This window comes from Aestuariibaculum sp. M13, from assembly GCF_024723255.1.
GTDB lineage: Bacteria > Bacteroidota > Bacteroidia > Flavobacteriales > Flavobacteriaceae > Aestuariibaculum > Aestuariibaculum lutulentum.
Genome location: NZ_JANIAC010000002.1, coordinates 345,049 through 369,409 on the forward strand (window position 1 = coordinate 345,049; position 24,361 = coordinate 369,409).

General features: G+C 35.5%; 20 protein-coding genes. 8 read left to right on the plus strand and 12 right to left on the minus strand.

Features of this window, described 5'->3' with window-relative positions:
• Nucleotides 1-92 precede the first annotated feature (92 nt).
• Genes dnaX through NO995_RS08670 form a run of 3 tightly spaced genes read left to right on the plus strand, consistent with a single transcriptional unit; the run spans nucleotide 93 to nucleotide 2,956 of the window.
• The gene (dnaX, locus tag NO995_RS08660) at nucleotides 93-1,796 is read left to right on the plus strand and encodes a DNA polymerase III subunit gamma/tau (RefSeq protein ID WP_258227162.1); all 1,704 of its coding nucleotides are present in this window, start codon (nucleotides 93-95) and stop codon (nucleotides 1,794-1,796) included.
• 10 nt (nucleotides 1,797-1,806) lie between these two features.
• Complete coding sequence (locus NO995_RS08665; RefSeq protein ID WP_258227163.1) at nucleotides 1,807-2,373, plus strand: hypothetical protein; 567 nt, start codon at nucleotides 1,807-1,809, stop codon at nucleotides 2,371-2,373.
• 1 nt (nucleotide 2,374) lies between these two features.
• Nucleotides 2,375-2,956, plus strand: coding sequence for a tRNA-(ms[2]io[6]A)-hydroxylase (locus NO995_RS08670; RefSeq protein WP_258227164.1), 582 nt, complete (start codon nucleotides 2,375-2,377; stop codon nucleotides 2,954-2,956).
• Here the strand turns inward: NO995_RS08670 and NO995_RS08675 are convergent.
• From NO995_RS08675 to NO995_RS08690, 4 genes are all read right to left on the minus strand, one after another.
• Nucleotides 2,953-3,477 (minus strand): porin family protein, encoded by a 525-nt coding sequence (locus tag NO995_RS08675; protein WP_240574013.1) that lies wholly within the window; start codon nucleotides 3,475-3,477, stop codon nucleotides 2,953-2,955. The genes NO995_RS08670 and NO995_RS08675 overlap by 4 nt on opposite strands.
• Nucleotides 3,478-3,583: 106 nt before the next feature.
• Nucleotides 3,584-4,489: a Ppx/GppA phosphatase family protein gene (locus NO995_RS08680; RefSeq protein ID WP_258227165.1), complete on the minus strand. Its 906-nt coding sequence runs from the start codon at nucleotides 4,487-4,489 to the stop codon at nucleotides 3,584-3,586.
• A gap of 1 nt (nucleotide 4,490) precedes the next feature.
• Entirely contained in the window at nucleotides 4,491-6,554 is a 2,064-nt protein-coding gene (ppk1, locus tag NO995_RS08685) for a polyphosphate kinase 1 (RefSeq protein ID WP_240574017.1), read from the minus strand.
• A 74-nt stretch (nucleotides 6,555-6,628) separates the two neighbouring features.
• On the minus strand, nucleotides 6,629-7,123 hold the full coding sequence (locus tag NO995_RS08690; protein ID WP_258227166.1) for a histidine phosphatase family protein: 495 nt from the start codon (nucleotides 7,121-7,123) through the stop codon (nucleotides 6,629-6,631).
• 445 nt (nucleotides 7,124-7,568) lie between these two features.
• Between NO995_RS08690 and NO995_RS17810 the strand changes: the two genes are divergently transcribed.
• The 4 genes from NO995_RS17810 to NO995_RS08715 all read left to right on the plus strand — a co-directional run bounded on the left by NO995_RS17810 (nucleotide 7,569) and on the right by NO995_RS08715 (nucleotide 16,997).
• On the plus strand, nucleotides 7,569-13,535 hold the full coding sequence (locus NO995_RS17810) for a gliding motility-associated C-terminal domain-containing protein (protein ID WP_308813195.1): 5,967 nt from the start codon (nucleotides 7,569-7,571) through the stop codon (nucleotides 13,533-13,535).
• A 12-nt stretch (nucleotides 13,536-13,547) separates the two neighbouring features.
• Complete coding sequence (locus NO995_RS08705) at nucleotides 13,548-14,474, plus strand: type IX secretion system membrane protein PorP/SprF (protein WP_240574026.1); 927 nt, start codon at nucleotides 13,548-13,550, stop codon at nucleotides 14,472-14,474.
• A gap of 11 nt (nucleotides 14,475-14,485) precedes the next feature.
• Complete coding sequence (locus tag NO995_RS08710; protein WP_258227167.1) at nucleotides 14,486-16,402, plus strand: OmpA family protein; 1,917 nt, start codon at nucleotides 14,486-14,488, stop codon at nucleotides 16,400-16,402.
• Nucleotides 16,403-16,625: 223 nt separating this feature from the next.
• Entirely contained in the window at nucleotides 16,626-16,997 is a 372-nt protein-coding gene (locus tag NO995_RS08715) for a hypothetical protein (protein WP_258227168.1), read from the plus strand.
• A gap of 162 nt (nucleotides 16,998-17,159) precedes the next feature.
• Here NO995_RS08715 and NO995_RS08720 read toward each other — a convergent pair whose 3' ends face one another.
• Nucleotides 17,160-17,654, minus strand: coding sequence for a CAP domain-containing protein (locus tag NO995_RS08720; protein WP_258227169.1), 495 nt, complete (start codon nucleotides 17,652-17,654; stop codon nucleotides 17,160-17,162).
• A 166-nt stretch (nucleotides 17,655-17,820) separates the two neighbouring features.
• Nucleotides 17,821-18,468 (minus strand): pyridoxamine 5'-phosphate oxidase, encoded by a 648-nt coding sequence (gene pdxH / locus NO995_RS08725; RefSeq protein WP_258227170.1) that lies wholly within the window; start codon nucleotides 18,466-18,468, stop codon nucleotides 17,821-17,823.
• Between the two features lie 88 nt (nucleotides 18,469-18,556).
• Here pdxH and NO995_RS08730 point away from each other — a divergent pair, with 88 nt between their 5' ends.
• A complete protein-coding gene (locus tag NO995_RS08730; protein ID WP_258227171.1) occupies nucleotides 18,557-18,967 on the plus strand; it encodes a hypothetical protein in 411 nt (136 codons plus the stop codon).
• Here NO995_RS08730 and NO995_RS08735 read toward each other — a convergent pair.
• The 6 genes from NO995_RS08735 to rpsA all read right to left on the minus strand — a co-directional run bounded on the left by NO995_RS08735 (nucleotide 18,960) and on the right by rpsA (nucleotide 24,244).
• Nucleotides 18,960-19,868: a ribonuclease Z gene (locus tag NO995_RS08735; RefSeq protein ID WP_240574043.1), complete on the minus strand. Its 909-nt coding sequence runs from the start codon at nucleotides 19,866-19,868 to the stop codon at nucleotides 18,960-18,962. The genes NO995_RS08730 and NO995_RS08735 overlap by 8 nt on opposite strands.
• Nucleotides 19,869-19,871: 3 nt before the next feature.
• Nucleotides 19,872-20,339, minus strand: a complete 468-nt coding sequence (locus NO995_RS08740; RefSeq protein ID WP_240574046.1) for a DUF3291 domain-containing protein — start codon at nucleotides 20,337-20,339, stop codon at nucleotides 19,872-19,874.
• A 1-nt stretch (nucleotide 20,340) separates the two neighbouring features.
• Entirely contained in the window at nucleotides 20,341-20,673 is a 333-nt protein-coding gene (locus NO995_RS08745) for a ribonuclease Z (protein ID WP_240574048.1), read from the minus strand.
• 3 nt (nucleotides 20,674-20,676) lie between these two features.
• The gene (locus NO995_RS08750) at nucleotides 20,677-21,606 is read right to left on the minus strand and encodes an aspartate carbamoyltransferase catalytic subunit (protein WP_258227172.1); all 930 of its coding nucleotides are present in this window, start codon (nucleotides 21,604-21,606) and stop codon (nucleotides 20,677-20,679) included.
• A 62-nt stretch (nucleotides 21,607-21,668) separates the two neighbouring features.
• Nucleotides 21,669-22,208: a bifunctional pyr operon transcriptional regulator/uracil phosphoribosyltransferase PyrR gene (gene pyrR / locus NO995_RS08755; protein ID WP_258227173.1), complete on the minus strand. Its 540-nt coding sequence runs from the start codon at nucleotides 22,206-22,208 to the stop codon at nucleotides 21,669-21,671.
• A 203-nt stretch (nucleotides 22,209-22,411) separates the two neighbouring features.
• Complete coding sequence (rpsA, locus tag NO995_RS08760; protein ID WP_258227174.1) at nucleotides 22,412-24,244, minus strand: 30S ribosomal protein S1; 1,833 nt, start codon at nucleotides 24,242-24,244, stop codon at nucleotides 22,412-22,414.
• Between the last annotated feature and the right edge of the window lie 117 nt (nucleotides 24,245-24,361).

The window sequence follows — 24,361 nt, forward strand, 5'->3', positions numbered from 1 at the left end:
ACAATTAATTGTTAATAACTCCTGTTTAATTTTTATAAGGTTTACACATATTTTTGACTTGAATTTTTAACTTTGTTTATCAAAAAATATCAATGGAACACTTTGTAGTATCAGCCCGTAAATACAGACCTCAAACGTTTAAAGACGTTGTTGGTCAGCAGGCCATTACAAACACTTTACTTAATGCCATTGATAACAATCACTTAGCGCAAGCCTTACTATTTACAGGGCCACGAGGTGTGGGTAAAACCACCTGTGCGCGTATCCTGGCCAAAATGATTAACAGCGATGGAACTGAAACTGGTGATGAAGATTTTGCTTTTAATGTTTTTGAACTCGATGCTGCCTCTAATAATTCGGTTGACGATATTAGAAGCTTAACGGACCAGGTTAGAATTCCTCCGCAAGTTGGTAAATATAAAGTCTATATTATAGACGAGGTACACATGCTGTCTCAGGCTGCTTTTAATGCGTTTCTTAAAACCCTAGAAGAACCACCAAAGCATTGCATTTTTATTTTAGCAACTACCGAAAAACATAAAATTATCCCAACCATCTTATCGCGTTGTCAGATTTTTGACTTTAAGCGAATTACAGTTAAAGATGCTAAGGACTATTTAAAATATATTGCTGAAGAACAAGGCGTAAAAGCTGATGATGATGCGCTGCATATTATTGCCCAAAAGGCAGATGGTGCTATGCGTGATGCCTTATCGATTTTCGATCGTGTAGTTAGTTTTTCAGGTAAAGACTTAACCAGACAAGCAGTTACCGAAAATTTAAATGTACTGGATTACGAAACCTATTTCACCAGTACCGATTTAATTTTAGAAAACAAGATTCCAGATTTACTACTTCAGTTTAACAACACCTTATCTAAGGGTTTTGATGGTCATCATTACATCGCCGGATTAGCATCTCACTTTAGAGATTTACTGGTAAGCAAAACTCCTGAAACCATTGAGCTTTTAGAAGTTGGTGAAGAAACTAAAAAGAAATATTTAGAACAGTCTCAAAAAGCAACACAAGCCTTTTTACTTGAGGCCATAAATCTGGCTAACGACTGTGATTTAAAATATAAAACGAGTAAAAACCAACGCTTACTCATTGAATTATGCCTTATGCAGCTTGCCTCTATCACTTTTGATGGAGAAAAAAAAAATAGCAGACATTACATAATTCCGGCATCTTTCTTTAAGAAAAAAGGGATCACTCCTGTTCCTGTTAACCTTCCGAAGGCATCAACTACAATAGAAGAGACAACTCCAAAAAAGCAAATACCTGCTAATAATTTTCAGGCGCCGCAGCCGGCTAAAATTGATTTAAAAAGCGATAATAAACGTAAATCTGGATTATCGCTAAGTAGTTTACGGGTTAAGAAAGAACACCAGATTAAACAAATGGAAGTTGTTGTAGATGAAGAAAATCTACCAAGCGAACCATTTACTGAGCAAGCTCTTATCGCGTCCTGGAACGAATATACAAACTCTATAAGGAGTAAAGGTCTGCATAACCTGGCCTCTATTTTGGCGATGGATACTCCGAAAGTAAAAGGCACTACAATACACGTAGAATATCCTGCCGAAACCAATAAAGTTGAAGTTGAGCGTAACCAATACGATCTTTTGGCGTATATTAGAAAGTCTTTAAGCAATTACGAAATTAGTTTGTCTATTGATGTTAACGAGGTGAAACAAAAACAATACGCTTACACCCCGATGGAGAAATTTGAAAAGCTTAAAGAAAAAAATGCTAATATCGATATCTTAAGAAAGACTTTCGATTTAGACCTTTAATGGATTTAAAATGAAAAAACTACTGTATTTAATTTTCATTATTATAGGTTTTATAAGTTGTGATGGTCGTGAACGTGCATACATGTCTAACGAAGCCATTTTGAAAGAAGACAATCTATTTAAAGCCTTCAGTGAGGAGTTACACTTTATTCCTGAAACGCCTGTAAAAATTGTAACAGACACCATTTTAAGCACAGGATTTCAGGTAAAAATCAACTATCATTCAACGGAGAGCAATCCTCTTGTTTATACCAAAAGAAATAAACGCGATTCCATTACATATTCACATTACAAAAACTTTGAAGCCCATATTCAGATTTCAAAAAATTCCGAATCCATTATTAATTCTGCTTTAGACAAACGTCTTTTTAAGTCGTTTGAAAACTCAGAATTTTGGGATAAGGCCATAATGCAATATGTATGGATCAATCATGAAGCTTCAACTGAACAAAAAATTCAGTTACATACCGCTTTTCAAATACCAGAAACTGAAATTTACAGAGATTTTATTCTAAACATTTTTGAAGACGGAACCATAGAGATTAAAGAATACCACATTAAACCTAAAACAACATAGTATGTTAGGATTAAAATTACCAACAGACCCACGTTGGGTTAATATTGTAGAAAAGAACATTGAAGAAATACTTACCGATCACGCATTTTGTGAGCAAAAAGCAACCAGCACCGCGATATCGTTTATTGTAAGTTTTCCTGAATACACCGATTTGGTGCAGGAAATGACAGCTTTGGTAAAGGAAGAAATCAGCCATTTTAAAATGGTTCATGATAAAATTATTGAACGCGGCTGGACTTTAGGACGCGATCGTCGTGACGATTATGTTATAGAATTAACGAAATTCTTTCCCAAAGGCGGAAGCCGAACAACACAGCTGGTTCACCGCTTACTTTACGCGGCCCTAATTGAAGCCAGAAGTTGTGAACGTTTCAGGTTGTTATCTGAAGAACTTGAAGATCAGGAATTGGCTAAATTTTACAGAAACCTTATGGTTAGTGAAGCCAACCATTACACCATGTTTTTAGGCTTTGCCCGTAAATATGGGGTAAAAAAAGAAGTTGATGCCAAATGGCAACAACTTCTGGAATATGAAGCTGAAATTATGTCTAAACTAGGTACTTCTGAAGCTATACATGGTTAAAATTTAAACCCAACACCTATTTGGATATTGGTGTTTTTAGCTTCAGCATTTACATTATCATCAAAGATATTAGAGAATCCGTAAGTATATCGTACGTCTGCAAACAGGCTGTACGATATCTTATAATCTAAACCTGCGACACCAGAGTACGCGAAGTTTTTCATCATATCTTCCTCTTTATGAACTTTTAATCCCACTTGTGGCGCTATACCGAAACGTAGTTTTTCCGCTAGTCTGAATTTTAAAAAGATAGGCATTTGAATGTAGTCTAAGTTTAAAACTTCATCCTTAGCACCTTCGGCAGAAAACTGAAGTTCAGGAACCAATGAAAATCCTTTGGAGAAAGCGATATCACTAAAAGCTCCAAAATAAAAGCTATTTCTATGCTTGTTTTCCATTATTGGTGTATCCTTAAAATCTAGATTTGATATATTATATCCTCCTCTAACACCAAATTTTACATCTTGTGAAAACCCGTAAAAGGACGCACCAAGAAGTATTGTAAGTAGTATTTTTTTCATAATAATATAGGTTTAGTATGTAAATCTGTTGCTTAACTAAATAAGTAACACGAATATATATTATAAACCTAAAATCTTACAATTTTAAAAGGTGAAGTGCATAATTTTACTGTGTATTGCTCGAAACCGTATCGTAGTATATACTTTTTATAATACCATCGGCCAAACCAATCTTCGGTACATAGATGTTTTTGGCACCACTCCATTTCATTGACGATAAATAAATTCGCATTGCCGGTATAATAACGTCTGCACGGTCTTGATTTAAGTCTAATTCTGAAATACGTTCTTCGTATGAATAACTTTGGAGCGTGTTATAGTATGAGGTTAGATAGAAATAAGATAAGGGTTTTCCTAAAGCCTTTCCTGAAATTTTAAAAATCTTATTAATGTTACCACCAGAACCTAACACAGATATCATATCATACTGACTGGTATGGGTTTTAATCCAGGCCTCCAAATCCTGCCACGTTTCTTTAGATACCATATCGTTAAGCAGACGTACCGTACCAATTTTAAATGATCGGGAGGTAACCTGAACACCTTCATGAATTACGGTAAACTCAGTACTACCCCCTCCCACATCGACATACAAATAAGTTTTACTTTCGTCGATATAAGTATTTAAATCGGTAGCTGCAATAATAGCTGCTTCTTCCTCTCCATCAATAATATCGATTTTTATTCCGGACTGCTGGGAAATGGCTTCCACAATTTTTTTTCCGTTAGTTGATTCGCGCATCGCCGATGTGGCACAGGCTTTATATTTAACCACTTTATGAGATTTCATAAGCAACCTGAAAGCCAGCATGGTATCCAGCATACGCTGTGTATTTTCCTTAGATATTCTTTGATTCACGAAAACATCTGCTCCCAAACGAATAGGCACACGTACCAAAGAGTTCTTTTTGAACTTAACTGGTTTCCCTTCGCGTTCAATAATATTAGATATAAGTAATCTTACCGCATTGGAACCGATATCTATCGCTGCATATTTTTTAATTGAAAGCATATTAGTTTTTCATTTTATCTACATAATACTCGTAAGTGGCAAATTGTGACCTTACCTTTTCCTTGTCATTAACTCGATATTTATTCTCTTGCGAGTCGCAAATAATACGTGCTTTAACATTATCGCTCCAGGAAATATTAAAGGTATCGATAATTTCTCTTTTTATATCTTCATCATAAATTGGGCAACTCACTTCCACTCTATTTTCTATATTTCTGGTCATCCAGTCTGCCGAAGAAATATATACTTTTGGATCGCCGCCATTTCCGAAGATATACACACGAGGATGCTCTAAAAATTTATCGACAATACTTATCGCCTCAATATTTTCGCTCATACCTTCTATTCCAGGAATCAAACAACAGATTCCTCGAACAATCATTTGAATTTTCACACCGGCATTACTTGCTTCATACAATTTATCGACCATAGTATAGCTCGAAATACTATTCATTTTAAGTCTTATGTATCCCGGCTTACCTTGTTTTACATTTTCAATTTCTTTATCTATCAATTTGAAAATCGCTTTCTTGGTATAATGCGGCGAGGTAATTAAATGCTTGTATCTGAAAATTTTATAATTCGTTTCAAAAAAACTAAAAATTTTAGTCACATCTTTTAATATGCGCTGATCTGAAGTCAATAACGTGTAATCTGTGTAAATCTTTGCAGTAGATTCGTTAAAGTTTCCTGTGCTAATAAAACCATAACGTCTTAACTTTTTACCTTCTTCACGCTCTATAATACACATTTTGCTGTGCACTTTTAAGCCCTGAACACCAAATATTAAGTTAATGCCTTCATCTTCCATTTGCTGTGCATAGGCAATATTGGCCTGCTCATCAAAACGAGCTCTAAGCTCAATTGCCACGGTAACCGATTTCCCATTAATCGCTGCATTAATTAAAGAACTTGCAATATGTGAAATCTCAGCAAGGCGATAAATAGTAATTTTTATGGTTTTAACACTCGGATCTAAAGCCGCTTCACGTAAAAACTTAACCACATAAGAAAACGTCTGATAAGGTGCATAGATTAAATAATCTTTCTTTTTTATGGCTTTAAAAATACTTTCCTCAAGACTTAATCCTTTTACAGGTAAAGCTTCAATTTTATCATACATTAAATCGGTGCGACCTAAGCTCGGGAAACTCATATAATCTCTTCGGTTATGGTAGCGACCTCCAGGAATGATACTATCGGTATTATCAATACCCATTTTAGACATTAAATAATCTAATGTGTCCTGATGAATTGTTTTATCGTAAACAAAGCGAACCGGCTCACCTATTTTTCGGTGTTTAACACTATCGGAAACCTTATCAATAAAACTCTTACTTAAATCACTATCAAAATCCAGCTCACCATCACGCGTGATTTTAATCATGTGCGCAGATATTTCCTTATAATCAAAAATATTAAAGATATCTTTCAAACAATAGCGTAGCATATCATCAATCATAATGATATAACTTTTATCGCCCTGCTTTGGCAATTCAACAAATCGATTAACAGATTTTGGAATTTCAATTAAAGCAAACTGTTTGCTTTTGTTTGCCATAATCATTTTAACCGCCAAGTAAGCAGCACTATCCTTTAAATTTGGTAAAACAACATCATCATTAAGGATAATGGTTACCAGTGCAGGACTGACCTTTCTAAGAAAATAACGTCTTATAAATTCACTTTGGGAAGCATCAATTTGTGTTTCATTAATAATATGAATATCCTCGTCTTCCAGACGCTGCTGAATCATATCCAGAATCTCTAAACTTTCACTTTGCTGTTTAATAACAATCTGAGTAATGATTTCCAGTAGTTCTTCAGCTCTGATACCTCCAAGCTCGTTTTTCCCCGCTTTACCTGCATCAACAATACGTTTTACTGTAGCATAACGTACCTTAAAAAATTCATCTAAGTTGTTTGAAAAAATTCCAAGAAACCTTAAACGTTCGATTAACGGCACCGCTTCGTCTTCTGCTTCCTGTAAAACCCGTGCATTAAATTGTAACCAGCTTATTTCTCTATTTATATAGCTATTCGTGTGTACTTCGGGTTTCGTCATGCTCATAATTCGTTTATATCGGTTTAAGCAAATATATTTATTTGCAGGAAATAATGTTCAATATAAATGATGCTTTATTCATCATTTTTTAAATCTCTTGGAAATAAAGTTAATACAGTTTTTCCTTTATTCAAATCTTTCCAATCGTTAATATCGAACTCTATAATAACCACTCCGCTAGTCGGGACATTATCAATGTATTGACTACCAAACGTATTAACAAAGTCTGTAACAGCATGGTTATGTCCAAAAACTAGTAAAGTTTTCACATCTGTATCGCAAGATTTAATAACGCGTGTTAAATCTCTACCATCAAAATCGTACAATTCATACATATACTCTAAATCTTTATCCATTAGATTTAAATTTGAAATGAAGATTTTTGAGGTTTGTGTAGTACGCACAGAATCGCTGGAAAGTATTAAATCTATAGCAGCAGAATCCATGTTTAAATGCTTTGAAACAAGGTTTGAATCTGTAATACCACGTTGGTTTAACGGTCTCTCATGATCGATGACATTAAATTCCCACGAGGATTTAGCATGTCTTACTAGTATAATTTTTTTCATAACTTCGATAAAATGCAATTTTCATCGTTAAAATGTTGTTTTTGTCGATGAAAATCACTTTATTTGTTGAATTAAAGTATAACTAATTTAATCAGAAAATATAAATAAAGCTATTATCAATTCTCAACTTTAATAAATTAACATATGTAAACCATGCTTATCGCTAAAAAAACACATTAACTCGATTAACTGTTATTACTGTACGGTTTATCGTTTTTTTAAGGTGTTTAACATTTTTTTTTGAAAAAGCAACGTCGCGTATGTTCTTTTGTTGTGTAGAATATTAAAAAATGACCCCAAATCTAATATCTCTTTTAAGTCTTAGTGTAAACAATAGCACTCCTCCCTCACTACTTTAAGAAAATTAGATTATTAAAAATTAGTAAGATAATTTTATATACATACCTAAATACTATTCAAACTGATGTTAACCAATTATTGGCTTATGAAAACAAGTACTTTTAATTCAATATTTAAACAAAATCTTAATATAAAGCGTACTTTATTTGCTTTTTTGTTTGTATTCTTGAGTATTTCCTATGCTCAAGCAGACTGTGAGATTACTAATAATATGACAGGTGCTCAGTTAGTTGCTTATATAAACAACCCTGCTAATAATTGTGGTGGAACTGTTACTATTGCTAATGGTACAATTATTAGTATCACTGAAGATACAACCATTCCTGATACAGTCGATCGTATCATTATAAAAGAAGGAGGTCATATTTGGTGGACTGCAAAAGCGGTTTTAATTCTAGCGGCTAACACTGCACTAGTTATAGAAGATATAGATAAATCCGAAGGTGATCCAATTGGTACTTCTGGAGGACAATCGTGTAATAATAACATACAAATAAGGATAGGAAATGTTGAATATTCACGTTGTGCGGGTCAGGGCAATAATTGTATATATTTCGAAGATTTAATTGGTGCAGGAGGAACACCCCAATTAGATCCAGATTTTGCTATAATTTCTGGTTCAGATAACGCTGTATGTTTTGGGCCTACTGACATTTCAATTGATCTTAATGGGCTTATAAGTGGTGCCGTTACTTATGAATGGACAGTTCCTCCGATAAATACAAACCCTGGAAATGTTATTTTTACTCCAAATGATATGCCTCAAACGACAGTTACTGTAGATCAACCTGGAATATATACCTTAAGAATTAATGTTAATATTAAGTTAGGTATAGAAGGGACTTCTTGTGCTGACTCAAGTGTTGATGTATTTGCTGATATAGAAATTGAATTTGTTGAAGGAGTAACAGCTTCAATCATGGAAAGCTCACCTAGCACTGGTAGTGATTGTCAATTAGATGTAGATTTTACAGCTACAACAAATGGAGGTCCAAATACTCAATTTTTATGGGAATTTGGAGATGGAAATATAAGTACAGAAGAAAATCCTTCATATACATATGCTAGCTGTGGAACTTACACAGTAACATTAACAACAACTGATCCAAATGCCATTGCTGAATGTAATTCATCAACTGTCTCTAAAGAAATTACAGTTGAAGACGATACTCCCCCTGTAATTACAGGTGGAACTTCTGGTTTGGTTGAATGTGATGGAAATGGCAATCAAATAGAATATGAAGCTTGGTTACAAACCCATGCGGGAGCTACAGCTACAGATAATTGTGATGATAATGTTATTTGGTCATATGAAGTTTTACAAATATTTGATACTTGTGGAAATACTAAAACATATAATGTGTTATTTACAGCTACAGATAAGTGTGACAATACCGCACAAATTGATGCTAATTTTGTAATCCAAGATACTCAAGCACCAACTGGCAATACTCCAGTTGGAGTTACAGGGGTAAATCTTTGTGCTTCAGATGCTGAAGCAACATATCCTTTCAATAATGCGACGGTTGCTGCTTATTATTCTGACACCTGTGGAGGAGATGTAACTGTTATCCTTACCAACACCACTCTAAATGGAGACAACTGTTCTTGGCAACTAGTTTACACCTTTGATGTAAGCGATGAATGTGGTAACAAGTTGGTTGGGGAAACGATTACTCATTCTGGGTCCGACCAAAACGCCCCTACAGGATTTGAGCCTATTGGAATATCTAATTTAGATTTATGTGCCGATAAGTCTGCAATTGACAGCTACGCACCAACTTCAACAGACATCTCTAATATAGAAGACGCTTATACAGATGATTGTGGGACAGTAACGGCTACTTTTAAAAATTCAACACTTTCTGGTGATGATTGTGCTTGGTATTTAGAACGTATTTATACTATTTCTGATGGTTGTCCTAGCAATGATTTTGAGATTAAAATAATATATTCTGGTGGCGATAAAACAACCCCTAGCTTAACAGGAACTATTCCTGCAGGTGCTGCAAATCAAGACCTTTGTTTTAATGCTATTCCTGAGGGACCTACTGTAGCGGACATCGCTGCGTTATACACAGACAACTGTGGTGGTGATATCACTGTAGTGAAATCTGGCACGCCTGCTGGAGACGATTGTTCTTGGTCAGTAACTTACACATATACCGTAGAAGATAAATGTGGTAATGCTATCGCTAACCCAGTTGAAATTACATACTCTGGTGGCGATAAAACAGCACCTAGCTTAACAGGAACTATTCCTGCAGGTGCTGCGAATCAAGACCTTTGTTTTAATGCTATTCCTGAGGGACCTACTGTAGCGGACATCGCTGCGCTATACACAGACAACTGTGGTGGTGATATCACTGTAGTGAAATCTGGCACGCCTGCTGGAGACGATTGTTCTTGGTCAGTAACTTACACATATACCGTAGAAGATAAATGTGGTAATGCTATCGCTAACCCAGTTGAAATTACATACTCTGGTGGCGATAAAACAGCACCTAGCTTAACAGGAACTATTCCTGCAGGTGCTGCGAATCAAGACCTTTGTTTTAATGCTATTCCTGAGGGACCTACTGTAGCGGACATCGCTGCGCTATACACAGACAACTGTGGTGGTGATATCACTGTAGTGAAATCTGGCACGCCTGCTGGAGACGACTGTTCTTGGTCAGTAACTTACACATATACCGTAGAAGATAAATGTGGTAATGCTATCGCTAACCCAGTTGAAATTACATACTCTGGTGGCGATAAAACAGCACCTATTATTAATAATTCTAACATTGCTAACATCGAAATAGAATGTGGTGTTACAGATCCTGATGCACTTCAAAACTGGTTAGATAGTAATGGAGGTGCAACGGCTACTGATAACTGTGGTGAAGTATTTTGGTCTAATGATTATGGACAAAATACAACTGTTGATTGTGACGGTAATGGTATTTTGGTAACCTTTACAGCTACCGATGCTTGTGGGAATAAAACAACTACAACTGCAACATATATCATTAAAGATACAACTGCTCCAACAATCACAACTGCAGCTGCTGCTTATGTGGCTGAATGTGATGGTGCTGGAAACGTAACAGAATTAAACGATTGGTTAAACTCCAACGGCGGAGCTGCTGCAACAGACGATTGTTCCGTAATTACCTGGTCTAATAATTTCACTGCATTGAGTGATGATTGTGGAAATACTGGTTCGGCTACAGTAATCTTTACAGCTACTGATGCTTGTGGAAATGAATCATCTACAACTGCAACCTTCACAATCGAAGATACAACAGCACCAGTACTAACAGTACCTGCTGATGTGACTATCGAATGTACTGAGGACGAAACTAGTGCTAATACTGGTATAGCAACATCAACCGATATGTGTGGTGATGTAACCATTACTGAAAGTGATGAGGTTGTAACGGCTTGTGGTAATACTAAAGTAATCACCAGAACATGGACCGCTACTGATGAATGTGGTAACCCTACTTCTGCAACGCAAACTATTACAGTTCAAGATACAACGCCTCCGGTATTAACAATACCTGCTGATGTCACTATCGAGTGTACTGAAGATGAAACTAGTGCTAATACTGGTGTAGCTACTGCTACGGATACTTGCGGGGATGTAACTATTACTGAAACTGATGATGTTGTAACGGCTTGTGGTAATACGAAAGTAATCACCAGAACATGGACCGCTACTGATGAGTGTGGTAACCCTACTTCTGCAACGCAAACTATTACTGTTCAAGATACAACGCCTCCGGTATTAACAGTACCTGCCGATGTCACTATCGAGTGTACTGAAGATGAAACTAGTGCTAATACTGGTGTCGCTACCGCTACGGATACTTGCGGGGATGTAACTATTACTGAAACTGATGATGTTGTAACGGCTTGTGGTAATACGAAAGTAATCACCAGAACATGGACAGCTACTGATGAGTGTGGTAACCCTACTTCTGCAACGCAAACTATTACAGTTCAAGACACAACGCCTCCGGTATTAACAATACCTGCTGATGTCACTATCGAGTGTACTGAAGATGAAACTAGTGCTAATACTGGTGTAGCTACTGCTACGGATACTTGCGGGGATGTAACTATTACTGAAACTGATGATGTTGTAACGGCTTGTGGTAATACGAAAGTAATCACCAGAACATGGACGGCTACTGATGAGTGTGGTAACCCTACTTCTGCAACGCAAACTATTACTGTTCAAGATACAACGCCTCCGGTATTAACAATACCTGCTGATGTCACTATCGAGTGTAGTGAAGATGAAACTAGTGCTAATACTGGTGTAGCTACTGCTACGGATACTTGCGGGGATGTAACTATTACTGAAACTGATGATGTTGTAACGGCTTGTGGTAATACGAAAGTAATCGCCAGAACATGGACGGCTACTGATGAATGTGGTAACCCTACTTCTGCAACGCAAACTATTACTGTTCAAGATACAACGCCTCCGGTATTAACAGTACCTGCCGATGTCACTATCGAGTGTAATGAAGACGAAACTAGTGCTAATACGGGTGTAGCTACAGCTACTGATACTTGTGGTGATGTAACAATTACTGAAAGTGATGATGTTGTAACGGCTTGTGGTAATACCAAAGTAATTACTAGAACCTGGACGGCTACTGATGAATGTGGTAACCCTACTTCTGCAACGCAGACCATTACTATAGTTGATACTGTTGCTCCAACAATTACAGCTCCGGATAACGTAACTATTGAATGCTCTGAAGATGAAACAAGCGTGAGTACTGGTGTCGCTACGGCTACCGATACTTGTGGTAATGTAACCATCACAGAAAGTGATTCTGAGGTTGCTGCTTGTGGTAATACCAAAGTAATTACCAGAACATGGACAGCGACCGATGATTGTGGAAATGCTTCTACAGCTACACAAATTATTACGGTTATTGATACTACGGCACCAACCTTTGTTGAATCATTACCTACAGATATAACTGTAGAATGTGATGCCGTTCCTACCATTGACGATGTCGTTTTAACAGCTACTGATAACTGTGGAAATGCCACGGTAACTGTTGAAGATGTAAGAACAGACGGTTCGTGTCCTTCTAGTTATTCAATTGCTCGTACCTGGACAGCAACTGATGAATGTGGTAACGCAATTTCTCATACTCAAAACATCACGGTTCAGGATACTAAAGCTCCTGAGAATATTACTGAATATGAAGAAATCATAGCTGTTACTTCATTAGATATTCCAGATGCTCCGGAACTTGAATTCACCGACTGTTCAGAATATACTGTAGAATTTACTGAAGAAAGTACTTTTGTAGATAACGTTTTTGTAGATTACCAAATTACAAGAACCTGGACAGCAACTGATGCTTGTGGTAACGAATCTGTTTATACACAAACTGTATTAATTGCAATTCAAACAGTAACAACTCAAACTACCGCAGCACCACTATGTTATGACGATGGCGCTGTAGACTTGAAAGATATCATACAAGACCTGATTCCAAGTGATGTAAACCTTCAAGGGGTTTGGGAATTCCTTTCTGGATCTAATGTAGCCACTTTAATAGGTTCAATTTTCGATCCAACGAAATTACAACTTGGAGAAGATTTCAATCCTGGAGAAGTATTAGAATTCTTAGTTAAATACAAGACCACAAGAGATGGTTCTATCTACGAAACAGAACTTACACTTCAGGTTAATTCAGATTGTGTGGTATTACCATGTGGAGAAAATGACATTGTAATTTCAAAAGCTGTAACACCTAACGGAGATGCTTACAACGAGTCATTTGATATTAAAGGAATCGAATTATGTGGATTTGTAGCAGATGTTAAGATCTTCAACCGTTGGGGAGCTTTAATTTATGAATCTAGCAACTATACGCTTGGAGAAAATATGGGAGACTGGAGAGGAAATTCTAATAAGTCTTCTTTCGGAACTTCTGATACAGTACCAAACGGAACGTACTATTATATAATAACATTAAAAGATAGTGGATTGGCACCATTTACAGGACCAGTTTATTTAGGAACTAAATAAAAATCTTAACCTATGAAACTTTTTAAACATTACGTAATCGCTATTGCATTATTAAGCTGTACGGTTGGACTTGCGCAACAATTACCGCAGTTCACACAGTACATGTATAATACAATATCTGTTAACCCGGCTTATGCCGGTAGTAGAGAAGCCTTGAGCATTGTTGGATTGCACAGAAGCCAGTGGGTTGGTTTTAAAGGTGGTCCTATAACACAAACATTATCTATTCATAGTCCGTTAAGAAATGACAGAATAGGTTTAGGTTTGTCGTTTATAGAAGACGATTTGGGTCCTGAAAATTTCACGTATCTGTACGGTGATTTCTCTTATGCCATTCCAACCGGAAAAACAGGAAAACTGGCTTTCGGTATTAAAGGAGGATTTACTCAATACAGTCTGGATGATGAATTTTTAAACGATCCTACTGTTATTGAAGACACCTACTTTAGAGGATTTTCTAATCGCTGGTCGCCAAATATAGGTTTAGGTGTTTACTGGAGTACGGACAAATGGTATTTAGGTTTATCTACCCCAAGAGTCTTAAACACCGATAGAAATACGGAAGAAGGCTATGAAGCTTTAGATCGTTTAAGTTATTACTTTACCGGTGGATATGTTTTCAATCTTGGTGATAAGGTAAAATTCAAACCAGCATACTTAATAAAAGCAACAAACGGTGCCCCTTTATCATACGATCTTACAGCTAACTTCTTGTTCAATGAAAAATTCTGGTTAGGAGGTTCGTATAGAATTAACGAGCAAACTGCTGCGATTGGAGGTATTGTAGATTTTCAAATTTCACGACAACTACGTATAGGTTATGCATACGAGAAAGCCATTTCTGATATAGCAGACTATACAACAGGAACACATGAAATCCTGCTTATTTACGAATTCAAATTCTTAAGTACTAAACTAAAATCACCTAGATACTTCTAATACCCTAAGATATGAAGATTAAAAATTACATTTTAGTATTCGCTGCGCTAATGTTAACCGTAACTGTGTTTGCACAGCAAGGAAAACAAAATCACGCAGACACGCTATTCAATAAATTCTCTTTTGTAAAAGCGGCTGAAGTTTATAAAGAACTTATTGCTAAAAATTACAACAAAGATTACGCAACAAGAAAGCTGGCCGATTGTTATGCCCTGTTAAGAGATCCGAAAAACGCCTCTAAATATTACAAAAAAGTTGTTGAACAAGATAATGTTCCTATTGAGTATTATTACAGTTACGCTCAATCTTTACGTGGTGTTAAAGATTACGATGCATCGGAAAAATGGTTACAACGTTATAAAGATTCTGGCGGTGTTGTAAATAATAACGACTTCTCTAAGGATTCAAATTTCATTACAAATGTCTTTAATGCCAAACAACAGTATTTCTTAGATAAGTTCGATTTCAATTCTGAGTATAGTGATTTTGGAGCTTATGAGCATGATGGTAAAATTTACTTCTGTTCTACCCGCGATGCTGGTGTTGCCATTAAACGTTTATATGGTTGGAACGAACAACCGTTTTTAGATGTTTATGTTACCGACGTAGACTCTAATGAAGAAGTTGATCACACCAATAAGTTAAATGGCGATATTAATACTGTTTTCCACGATGGTCCCGTGACTATCACTAAAGACGGAAAATACATGTATTTCTCCAGAAATAACTTTAAAGATAATGTAGAAAACAAAGACTCTAAAGGTCTTACGAACATGAAAATTTATCGCGCAACATTTAGAGATAGTATCTGGACAGATGTTGAAGATTTACCAATTAACAGCGATAATTTCTCAACACAACATGCTGCTTTAAACAGTGATGATACAAAACTTTACTTCGCATCAGACAGACCTGGTGGTTTTGGAGGTTCAGATATCTATGTGGTTGACATCTCTGCCGATGGTGTTTTAGGTGAACCTAAAAACTTAGGGAATGTAGTAAATACAAATAGTGCAGAAGGTTTTCCTTTTATTAATAATGAAGGTACTCTGTTCTTCTCTTCAGACGGACACGTAGGTTTAGGATTATTAGACGTTTTTGCAACGGTAAACGATGAGAATGATAATATTATAGATGTTATAAATTTAGGTACACCTGTTAATTCCAGTAACGATGACTTTTCTTTCACGATGAGTGCTAATGGTACTTCTGGTTATTTTGCATCAAATAGATCTGGAGGAAAAGGTGATGACGACATTTATGCTTATAACAGAATACCGCCTTTAAAAGTTGAAGGAGTAGTTTCAGATGCTATTAATGGTAATCCAATAGCCAATTCAACCATCAAATTATACGATGAAAAAGGTGCAGAAATTGCCTATATGGAAACCGACGAAAAAGGATATTACTCTATTAATATAGACAGAAATCAGGATTACAAAGTTGTTGGAAGTCATGAGAAATACATAGAGGACTACAGAACATTTACCTCTAAAAATTTAAAAACCGAGTTAACAACAATTACAGCTAACTTATTACTAAATCCTGTTGAAGATGTGGTAACACTAGCTGAGTTAAATACAATTTACTTCGACTTCGATAAACACAACATTAGACCTGATGCAGCTTTAGAATTAGACAAGATCGTTGACTTAATGGTAAACCAGTATCCTGATATGGTAATCAGAATTGAATCGCACACCGATTCCAGAGGTACCTTATCTTATAACGATAAATTATCTATCGACAGAGCTAACTCTACTTATGAATATTTAATATCACATGGAGTTGCTGCCGAACGTATAACAGCTCATGAAGGATTTGGTGAGCGTAGATTAACAAACGGATGTGATGGTAGTGAAGATTGTGAAGAGGCTGCCCACCAGTTAAACAGACGTACACAGTTTATTGTTATTAAAATGGAATAACAACAAACAAAAAATAAAGCTAAATTCAATTTTTTTAAAACCCACTTAGGAAGAATCTTAAGTGGGTTTTTAATTTTTAATCCTTACCTATCTCATCTTAATTTAAATTGTTGTAACAATAACTCGCTTAGTTACGTTTATATGAAAGAAGTGTTAATAGATTACTTTCAAAACATATATCTAATTACAAGTTGATGTTAAAAAGTACTAATGAACAAGCCAATTGTTTGAAAAAGTAGTGTTTCTAGAATTAACAAATAAACAATTTTCGAAGTTTCATGATTCAGAATATTATGCAGCGTACAACTTATTAAATCAAAACTTTAAAGATTTAATTGATTATAAAATCTCAAAAGAAATAAATGAAATTTGGGATTGTATAAACATGGTTTATTCCAATTCCGACAAAAGATCTTATGTAAACAGTGTTAGCGATTATAATAATTTAATTAAACCTGTTTCCCATATAATTTTAAAAGTCACTAATGACTTTAATATTACCATGAAAAATGAAATTACAGAAGAATTTAAAAATGCTATCGGAAATATTTTATGTCAAGGTTTTTTAAATAAATTTTTACGCAGATATAAATAACAGTATATCTACAGTTTAGGATTTATAACACAAAAAAGCCTCCCCAACCAAGGGAGGCTCATACCTAAAGCTAAATTCAATAACAATTAAGTTATCAAGATATAACCAATTATAAATAAATGGTTATGTTGTAATTGCTATCAAACTGAGACTAGCAAATAATTATTTTTTTATGAAGATATTGGTGTAATACCATTTACCTTCAGAGTTTACTTCGGCTGAAATGTCGAAGTTGGTAAAATCACCTTCTATGGTAGCGCGGTGCCCTTCGCTTTTAAGCCATGCATTAACTACCGATTCCGCAGAACTGTAACCATAAGCTACATTCTCAGAAACTTTAGATGCCCCTGCATTAGCCTTTAAGTATTCACTTCTCTTAAAAAAATTAGCATGCGATACTTCATTATTATCTACCATATAGTCGGTGTGTGTGTAAGCAACAGATTTTACAATAGACATGTCTGTTAAAGGACTAAGTCCGACTGATAATCTGTGATCGTTTATAAGTTCTAAAATTTCTACTTCGATTGATTTGTCTTCTAAAATAATAAGACTAAACTCTTCTCCCAGGGGTTGTTCTTCAAGGCTATCTGTAGTACAGGAGAAAGTTAAAATAGCTAGAAGTGCCAAAAATGGCAATTTGGTTAATAACTTCATGGTTAAGTAAATTTAGATTTGGTTCTGTAAATTTAGAAGCCTAACCCGAAGTAAGTGTTAAGGAAATGTTAAAATCGATTAAATGAATGTTTTTAATCGTTAAATAATGTATTTCATCGGATATTTTATTTTGAAATTAGAATAATTGTGTATTTCAGCGTTAAAATCATGGAGATAATCGATCAACCTGCCAATTATAGTCTTCTTGTAATGTATATCGAATTCTATCGTGTAATCTGTTAGCTCTTCCCTGCCAAAATTCAATCTCCACAGGTTTAACAATATACCCCCCCCAATGCTCAGGACGAGGTATTTCTTTACCCTCATACTCCTGCTCTAAAGCCTGAAGCTTACTTTCAAGAGCTTCCCTGCTCTCAATAACTTTGCTTTGGTCTGAAGCTATAGCCCCTAACTGACTACCACGGGGTCTGGACTCAAAATAACCATCACTTAAATTTTCAGCAATTTTTTCAGCTTTACCTTTAATAATAACCTGACGTTCGGCACCATGCCAGAAAAAGGATAAACATACATTTGGATTCTTGGCAATAGCCTTACCTTTTTCACTGTTGTAATTGGTGTAAAATATAAATCCTTCGTAAGTATAACGTTTAAGAAGTACTACCCTGCTTTTTGGAAATCCATCCAGACCGATAGTTGAAACCGTCATCGCATTTGTTTCATCTTCAACAAAATAATTGTCGACCTCATAAAACCATTTTTGAAACAATTCCATTGGATTTTCCGGAGCATTTTTTAATAATAATTCTCCCTTTTCGTAAGATTTCCTGTAGCTGCTTAAGTCCTTTTCCATGCTAATTTAAAATTGTTCAAAATTAAATATTCTTTTCATTTCCTAATAGAATAATCTTTCTAAATTAGTGCCTCCCTAAAGAATTAATATGATATTTGAGAATTCCGCCTATTACGATAGAGAGCAATTCTTTAAATTGGAAAAACCATATGGAACCTTTTATTTCGGTGAAAAGTACATCTTATCTGAAATGCATGAAGGCATTCATTTCGATTGGTCTATGGTTAAAGATTTATTGAACGATATCGAGGCTTATTATGAAAATGAGGTTAAACTGGCTTACATTTCCAATCGCATACACTCCTATTCCCGAGATCCGCACAACTGGCAGAAGTTATCTGCTTTAAATTTTATTGTAGCCAGTGCTATTGTAATATACAATGATATGGCCTATTTAAACGCGACCTTGGAAAAACGTTTTTCTAAAGAAAGTATAAAACGTTGTCAATGTTTAAACGAAGCTATTGAGTGGGTATTAGATTTAAAAGAGTTTAACTAAAATCGAACACCTTACCATCCTGAGATAACCTGACGTGTTTAAAGACTTCCTGAGCTTCTTCTTTAAACGGTTTTAGGCTATCGTAACGCGTTGAATAATGTCCTAACAATAAAACCCCTGCATTTGCTTTTTTAGCAATTGTAGCAGCTTCTTTTGCAGTTGAATGCTTAGTTTGTGGTGCCAGATTTGCGTGCTTTTCCAGGAATGTCGATTCGTGATATAACACATCGACATCTTTAATTATCGGCACAATATCTTCCTTATACATGGTGTCACTACAAAAGGCATAGCTTTTGGGCTTCTTGGCAGGCTTCGTCACTTTTTCATTGGCAATTAAAACGCCATCTTCATTTACAACATCAAATCCTTGCTGTAATTTTCGATAGTAAGCCACATCAATATTTGCTTCTTCAACCAGATTAATATCCAGTTTGCGATTTCCTTCCTTTTCTTTGAATAAATACCCGTTGGTATATACCCTATGATTTAAAGGAATGGTATGCACTTCAACCAAATCATCCTCAAAAATTAGTTGAGATTCAGTTGATGTTAATTCGTGAAAAATGAGCTTGTAATTGGTCCAGGAATCTGATAATTTCATTTGAAGCGTAATCACCTCTTTTATGCCTTTCGGACCGTAAATATGTAAATCGGTTTCACGAGTAAGTAATCGAAATGTCGAAATGAGCCCAACAAGACCAAAAAAATGATCACCATGCAAATGCGAAATAAAAATATGCTTAATCCTGTTAAACTTTATTTTATGCTTTCGCAACTGCACCTGAGTACCTTCACCACAGTCTATTAAAAACATGTGGTTGTTAATTTCTAAAACTTGTGAAGTGGTATTGGTTAAAGCTCTTGGTGTAGCACTGTAACAACCTAAAATAGTGAGCTTCATGTATTATTGGGTTTTATAATTAATAGAATCGACTACCGAAAATTTACTTTTAAAGGTAAACGCATATGGGGTTTCTCCATGTGAATTTAAGTAATCTAATCGAATTTTAGCATCTTTTAAGGTAGGTTTAGTTCCAAACGGAACGTACCAAAAGGCCATATGCTTCATTTCTACTTTGTTAAACCACTCTTTTTTTCTTTTGAAAACCTCAATATGATCGGAATGATAAATGTAATTGAAAAGGGATTCTAAATCTTCCCAAACTGAAATATTAACCAATAAATCCTCTTCTTTAAAAATAGATAAGGCTTCATCTTTATCTTCGTCTTTAAAACGCCAGACAAAGCCTTTGCTATCGTCTGCAATAGCATTTATACGGTCTACATTATTTATAAAATCCTGCATAATAGGATCGCTTAGAGGCGCTAAACCTTTAGCGATATTAACTTGTGCAAGATGGTAAGTGTTCATGTTAAAACCCTAAATCGCGTTCCATTTCCTCCATTTCAATAATATCGTACGCCTCTTGGGTGGTTGGCACTACTACGATTTCATCTGGAGTTTCGTCTAAAGCAATCTTGTCGGTAACAATTACAAACGACTGTTTAGCTCCACGGTGGGTATTAGAAAGTTCTAAAAATTCAACAATATCCTGAACGCCCAACGATTTTAATGACGACAAAACAACAATAATATTATTATTTTTAAACTTAGGGTATAAAGCCTGAATCTTCTTAACTAACTCTGGAAGCGTTGCTTTCTCCTGAGTAATAATCGATATGTTTCCGTCTTGATCTAGTATCATAGCTTATTGTTTTATTTTAGAGGCTAATAAATATATCACAGCCATTCTTACTGCCACACCATTTTGAACCTGATCTAAAATGATGGCTTGTTTAGAATCGGCCACATCACTCGTTATCTCCACACCGCGGTTAATTGGCCCCGGGTGCATGATAATAATCTCTTTATCTAAAGAATCTAATAGTTCCTTATTTACTCCAAACTGTTGTGTATATTCTCTTGTCGACGGGAAGTAACTAATATCCATACGTTCGTTTTGTACACGAAGCATATTAGCCACATCACACCAGTTTAAAGCTTTACGTAAGTCTATTTCTACTTTTACACCTAACTCATGAATATAGCGCGGAATTAACGTTTTTGGTCCGCAAACCATAACTTCTGCACCTTGCATTTGCAGTGCAAAAACATTTGAAAGCGCTACCCTACTGTGTAAAATATCGCCGACAATAACTACTTTTTTACCTGCCACATCCCCCAGACGCTCACGAATAGAATACGAATCTAACAACGCTTGTGTTGGATGCTCGTGGGCTCCATCTCCAGCATTTACAATACTAGCATTAACGTGCTTTGATAAAAATACACCAGCTCCCGGATTGGGGTGACGCATAACCACCATATCTACCTTCATAGATAAAATGTTGTTTACAGTATCGATAAGCGTTTCACCTTTTTTAACCGAAGACTGTGCAGATGAAAAATTTAAAACATCTGCAGACAGACGCTTTTCTGCCAATTCGAAAGACAACTTGGTTCTGGTTGAATTTTCAAAAAATAAATTGGCAATGGTAATATCTCGAAGTGAAGGCACTTTTTTAATGGGCCTGTTAATCACTTCCTTAAAATGATCGGCGGTTTCAAAAATAAGTTGAATATCTTTCTCTTGAAGATATTTAATTCCTAATAAGTGATTTACACTTAATTCGCTCATTTTCTATGTTTAAAGTTAAGTGTTTAAACCTACCCTATTGCGGTAGTTTAAACGTGTAAAAATTATCGTTCTATAAGGTAAACTGAATCTTCATTATCCTTCTCTTTCCAGTTTACACGTACTTTCTCATTATTAATCACATCTACCTGTCTTCCTCTGTAGTTAGGCTGAATTGGTAAATGCCTGCTAAAACGTCTATCAATTAGCGTTAAAAGTTCTATTTCGTTCGGTCTTCCAAACGATTGTATAGCGGTTAAAGCCGCTCTAATACTTCTACCGGTATATAATACATCGTCTATAAACACGATGTTTTTATCTTCTACTAAAAAATTGATTTTGGTTTTATTCGCCTCTAATGGCTTTTCTCCTCGGCGAAAATCATCTCTAAAAAACGTAATGTCTAAATACCCTAACTGGATATTTTCAACCTTATAGTCTTCTCGTAAAATTTTAGCGATTCTATCGGCTAAATACACGCCACGCGGCTGTAAACCAATAAGTACGGTATCTGAGAAGTCGTTATGTTTTTCAATAAGTTGACAAGCCAATCGGTGAAGAATGATGTTTACCTCTTTTTCGTTAAGTAAAACTTTTTGACTCATATACTATCCAAACGTATTTGGAGAGCAAAGTTAACTAAAAAAAACGTGTGAACCATGCAGAAATGATGTCTATTAAAAATAAAATCTTTCAAATAACGTTAATCAGTTTTTACTCATTGAGATATAAACACATAAAAAAAGACCTTCAGTTTCCTGAAGGTCTTTTTTAATTTATAATGGTTTCCTATTTAAAGGATGGTAAATTATTTTTTACCGTCCATTTTGTCTTTAAGAGCTTGTAAAGCATCGTTAGCATCACCTAAAGTTGGTTTTGCTTCTGCTGCTTGAGCTTCAGCTTTTCTAGCTGCAGCTTTTACGTTAGCGATTTCTTCTGCTTTAAAGATAGCAGTGTGAGATGCAACTACACGTTTAAACTCTTTGTTAAATTCAATGATTTTGAATTCAGCAGTTTCACCCTTTTTAAGTTTGCTTCCGTCTTCTTTTTCTAAGTGACGAGAAGGGATGAATGCAACGATATCTTCGTTAAATTCTACTGTAGCTCCTTTATCAACGATTTCAGCGATAGTTCCTTCGTGAACAGTTTCTAAAGCAAATTCAGTTTCGTATTTATCCCAAGGGTTTTCAGTTGTTTGTTTGTGACCTAAAGATAATTTACGTCCTTCAACATCTAACTCTAATACTACTACTTCTAACTCATCTCCAGCTGCACAGAATTCACTTGGGTGCTTAATTTTCTTAGTCCAAGATAAATCAGAGATATAAATTAATCCGTCAATACCTTCTTCTAATTCTACGAATACACCAAAGTTAGTGAAGTTACGTACAATACCTTTGTGCTTAGAACCTACTGGGTATTTAGCAGTGATATCAGTCCAAGGATCTGAAGTTAATTGCTTAATACCTAAAGACATTTTACGCTCTTCTCTATCTAAAGTTAAGATAACTGCTTCAACTTCGTCTCCTACAGATACGAAATCTTGAGCTGAACGTAAGTGTGTAGACCAAGACATTTCAGATACGTGGATTAATCCTTCAACACCATCAGCTACCTCGATAAATGCACCGTAATCTGCAATTACAACAACTTTACCTTTTACTTTATCTCCTACAGCAACTGTATCAGCTAAAGCTTCCCATGGGTGTTTGCTTAATTGTTTTAATCCTAATTGGATTCTTGATTTATCTTCATCAAAATCAAGGATTACAACGTTAAGTTTTTGGTCTAATTCAACGATCTCATTTGGATGGTTGATACGAGACCAAGAAAGATCTGTAATGTGGATTAAACCATCTACACCACCTAAGTCGATGAATACACCGTAAGAAGTAATGTTTTTAACAACACCTTCTAATACTTGACCTTTTTCTAACTGACCAATGATTTCTTTCTTCTGAACTTCGATATCAGCTTCGATAAGCGCTTTGTGAGATACTACTACGTTCTTAAATTCGTGGTTGATTTTAACAACTTTGAATTCCATAGTTTTGTTTACGTATTGATCGTAATCTCTAATTGGCTTAACATCTATTTGAGAACCTGGTAAGAACGCTTCGATACCGAATACGTCTACAATCATACCACCTTTAGTTCTACACTTAACAAAACCGTTAACGATTTCTCCAGTTTCGTTTGCTTTAATTACACGATCCCATGCTTTGATTACACGAGCTTTTCTGTGAGATAATACTAATTGACCAGTTGCGTCTTCACGAACGTCGATTAATACTTCTACTTTATCTCCAACTGCTAAGTTAGGGTTGTAACGGAACTCGTTTAAAGAAATTACACCTTCAGATTTAGCATTGATATCGATAATAGCATCTCTATCAGTGATGTGTACTACAGTACCTTCTACAACTTCATCATCTAAAGTGTCAACGAAATTCTCAGCTACTAATTTTTCAAATTCTTGTAATTGTTGAGCGTCTACTTCGTCAATACCTTCTTGATAGTTGTGCCAGTTAAACTCTTTTAAGAATTTTTCAGGGTTTGCTTTAGCTTCAGATACTACTGGAGCTTCTACAGTTTTAGCTTCTGTTGCTTCAACTTCAGCTTGTTTTGCGTTTTCAGCCATGTGCTGATAAAAAATTTGTATTTTGCATGCTTAGGAAATATTATGCGGCAACCACACAAAAGTGTTATTAAATATTTGATTTACAATCCTTTTACCTTTCCTGAACCGCTAAAAGGA

Bases quoted from the DNA above. Each gene is read 5' to 3' on its own strand.
- ppk1 (WP_240574017.1), bottom strand. From the start codon at position 6,554: ATGACGAAACCCGAAGTACACACGAATAGCTATATAAATAGAGAAATA.
- dnaX (WP_258227162.1), top strand. From the start codon at position 93: ATGGAACACTTTGTAGTATCAGCCCGTAAATACAGACCTCAAACGTTT.
- pyrR (WP_258227173.1), bottom strand. From the start codon at position 22,208: ATGAGTCAAAAAGTTTTACTTAACGAAAAAGAGGTAAACATCATTCTT.
- rpsA (WP_258227174.1), bottom strand. From the start codon at position 24,244: ATGGCTGAAAACGCAAAACAAGCTGAAGTTGAAGCAACAGAAGCTAAA.
- NO995_RS08690 (WP_258227166.1), bottom strand. From the start codon at position 7,123: ATGAAAAAAATTATACTAGTAAGACATGCTAAATCCTCGTGGGAATTT.
- NO995_RS08740 (WP_240574046.1), bottom strand. From the start codon at position 20,339: ATGAACACTTACCATCTTGCACAAGTTAATATCGCTAAAGGTTTAGCG.
- NO995_RS08730 (WP_258227171.1), top strand. From the start codon at position 18,557: ATGATATTTGAGAATTCCGCCTATTACGATAGAGAGCAATTCTTTAAA.
- NO995_RS08675 (WP_240574013.1), bottom strand. From the start codon at position 3,477: ATGAAAAAAATACTACTTACAATACTTCTTGGTGCGTCCTTTTACGGG.
- NO995_RS08680 (WP_258227165.1), bottom strand. From the start codon at position 4,489: ATGCTTTCAATTAAAAAATATGCAGCGATAGATATCGGTTCCAATGCG.
- NO995_RS08705 (WP_240574026.1), top strand. From the start codon at position 13,548: ATGAAACTTTTTAAACATTACGTAATCGCTATTGCATTATTAAGCTGT.
- NO995_RS08750 (WP_258227172.1), bottom strand. From the start codon at position 21,606: ATGAGCGAATTAAGTGTAAATCACTTATTAGGAATTAAATATCTTCAA.
- pdxH (WP_258227170.1), bottom strand. From the start codon at position 18,468: ATGGAAAAGGACTTAAGCAGCTACAGGAAATCTTACGAAAAGGGAGAA.
- NO995_RS08745 (WP_240574048.1), bottom strand. From the start codon at position 20,673: ATGATACTAGATCAAGACGGAAACATATCGATTATTACTCAGGAGAAA.
- NO995_RS08735 (WP_240574043.1), bottom strand. From the start codon at position 19,868: ATGAAGCTCACTATTTTAGGTTGTTACAGTGCTACACCAAGAGCTTTA.
- NO995_RS08665 (WP_258227163.1), top strand. From the start codon at position 1,807: ATGAAAAAACTACTGTATTTAATTTTCATTATTATAGGTTTTATAAGT.
- NO995_RS08670 (WP_258227164.1), top strand. From the start codon at position 2,375: ATGTTAGGATTAAAATTACCAACAGACCCACGTTGGGTTAATATTGTA.
- NO995_RS08720 (WP_258227169.1), bottom strand. From the start codon at position 17,654: ATGAAGTTATTAACCAAATTGCCATTTTTGGCACTTCTAGCTATTTTA.
- NO995_RS17810 (WP_308813195.1), top strand. From the start codon at position 7,569: ATGAAAACAAGTACTTTTAATTCAATATTTAAACAAAATCTTAATATA.
- NO995_RS08710 (WP_258227167.1), top strand. From the start codon at position 14,486: ATGAAGATTAAAAATTACATTTTAGTATTCGCTGCGCTAATGTTAACC.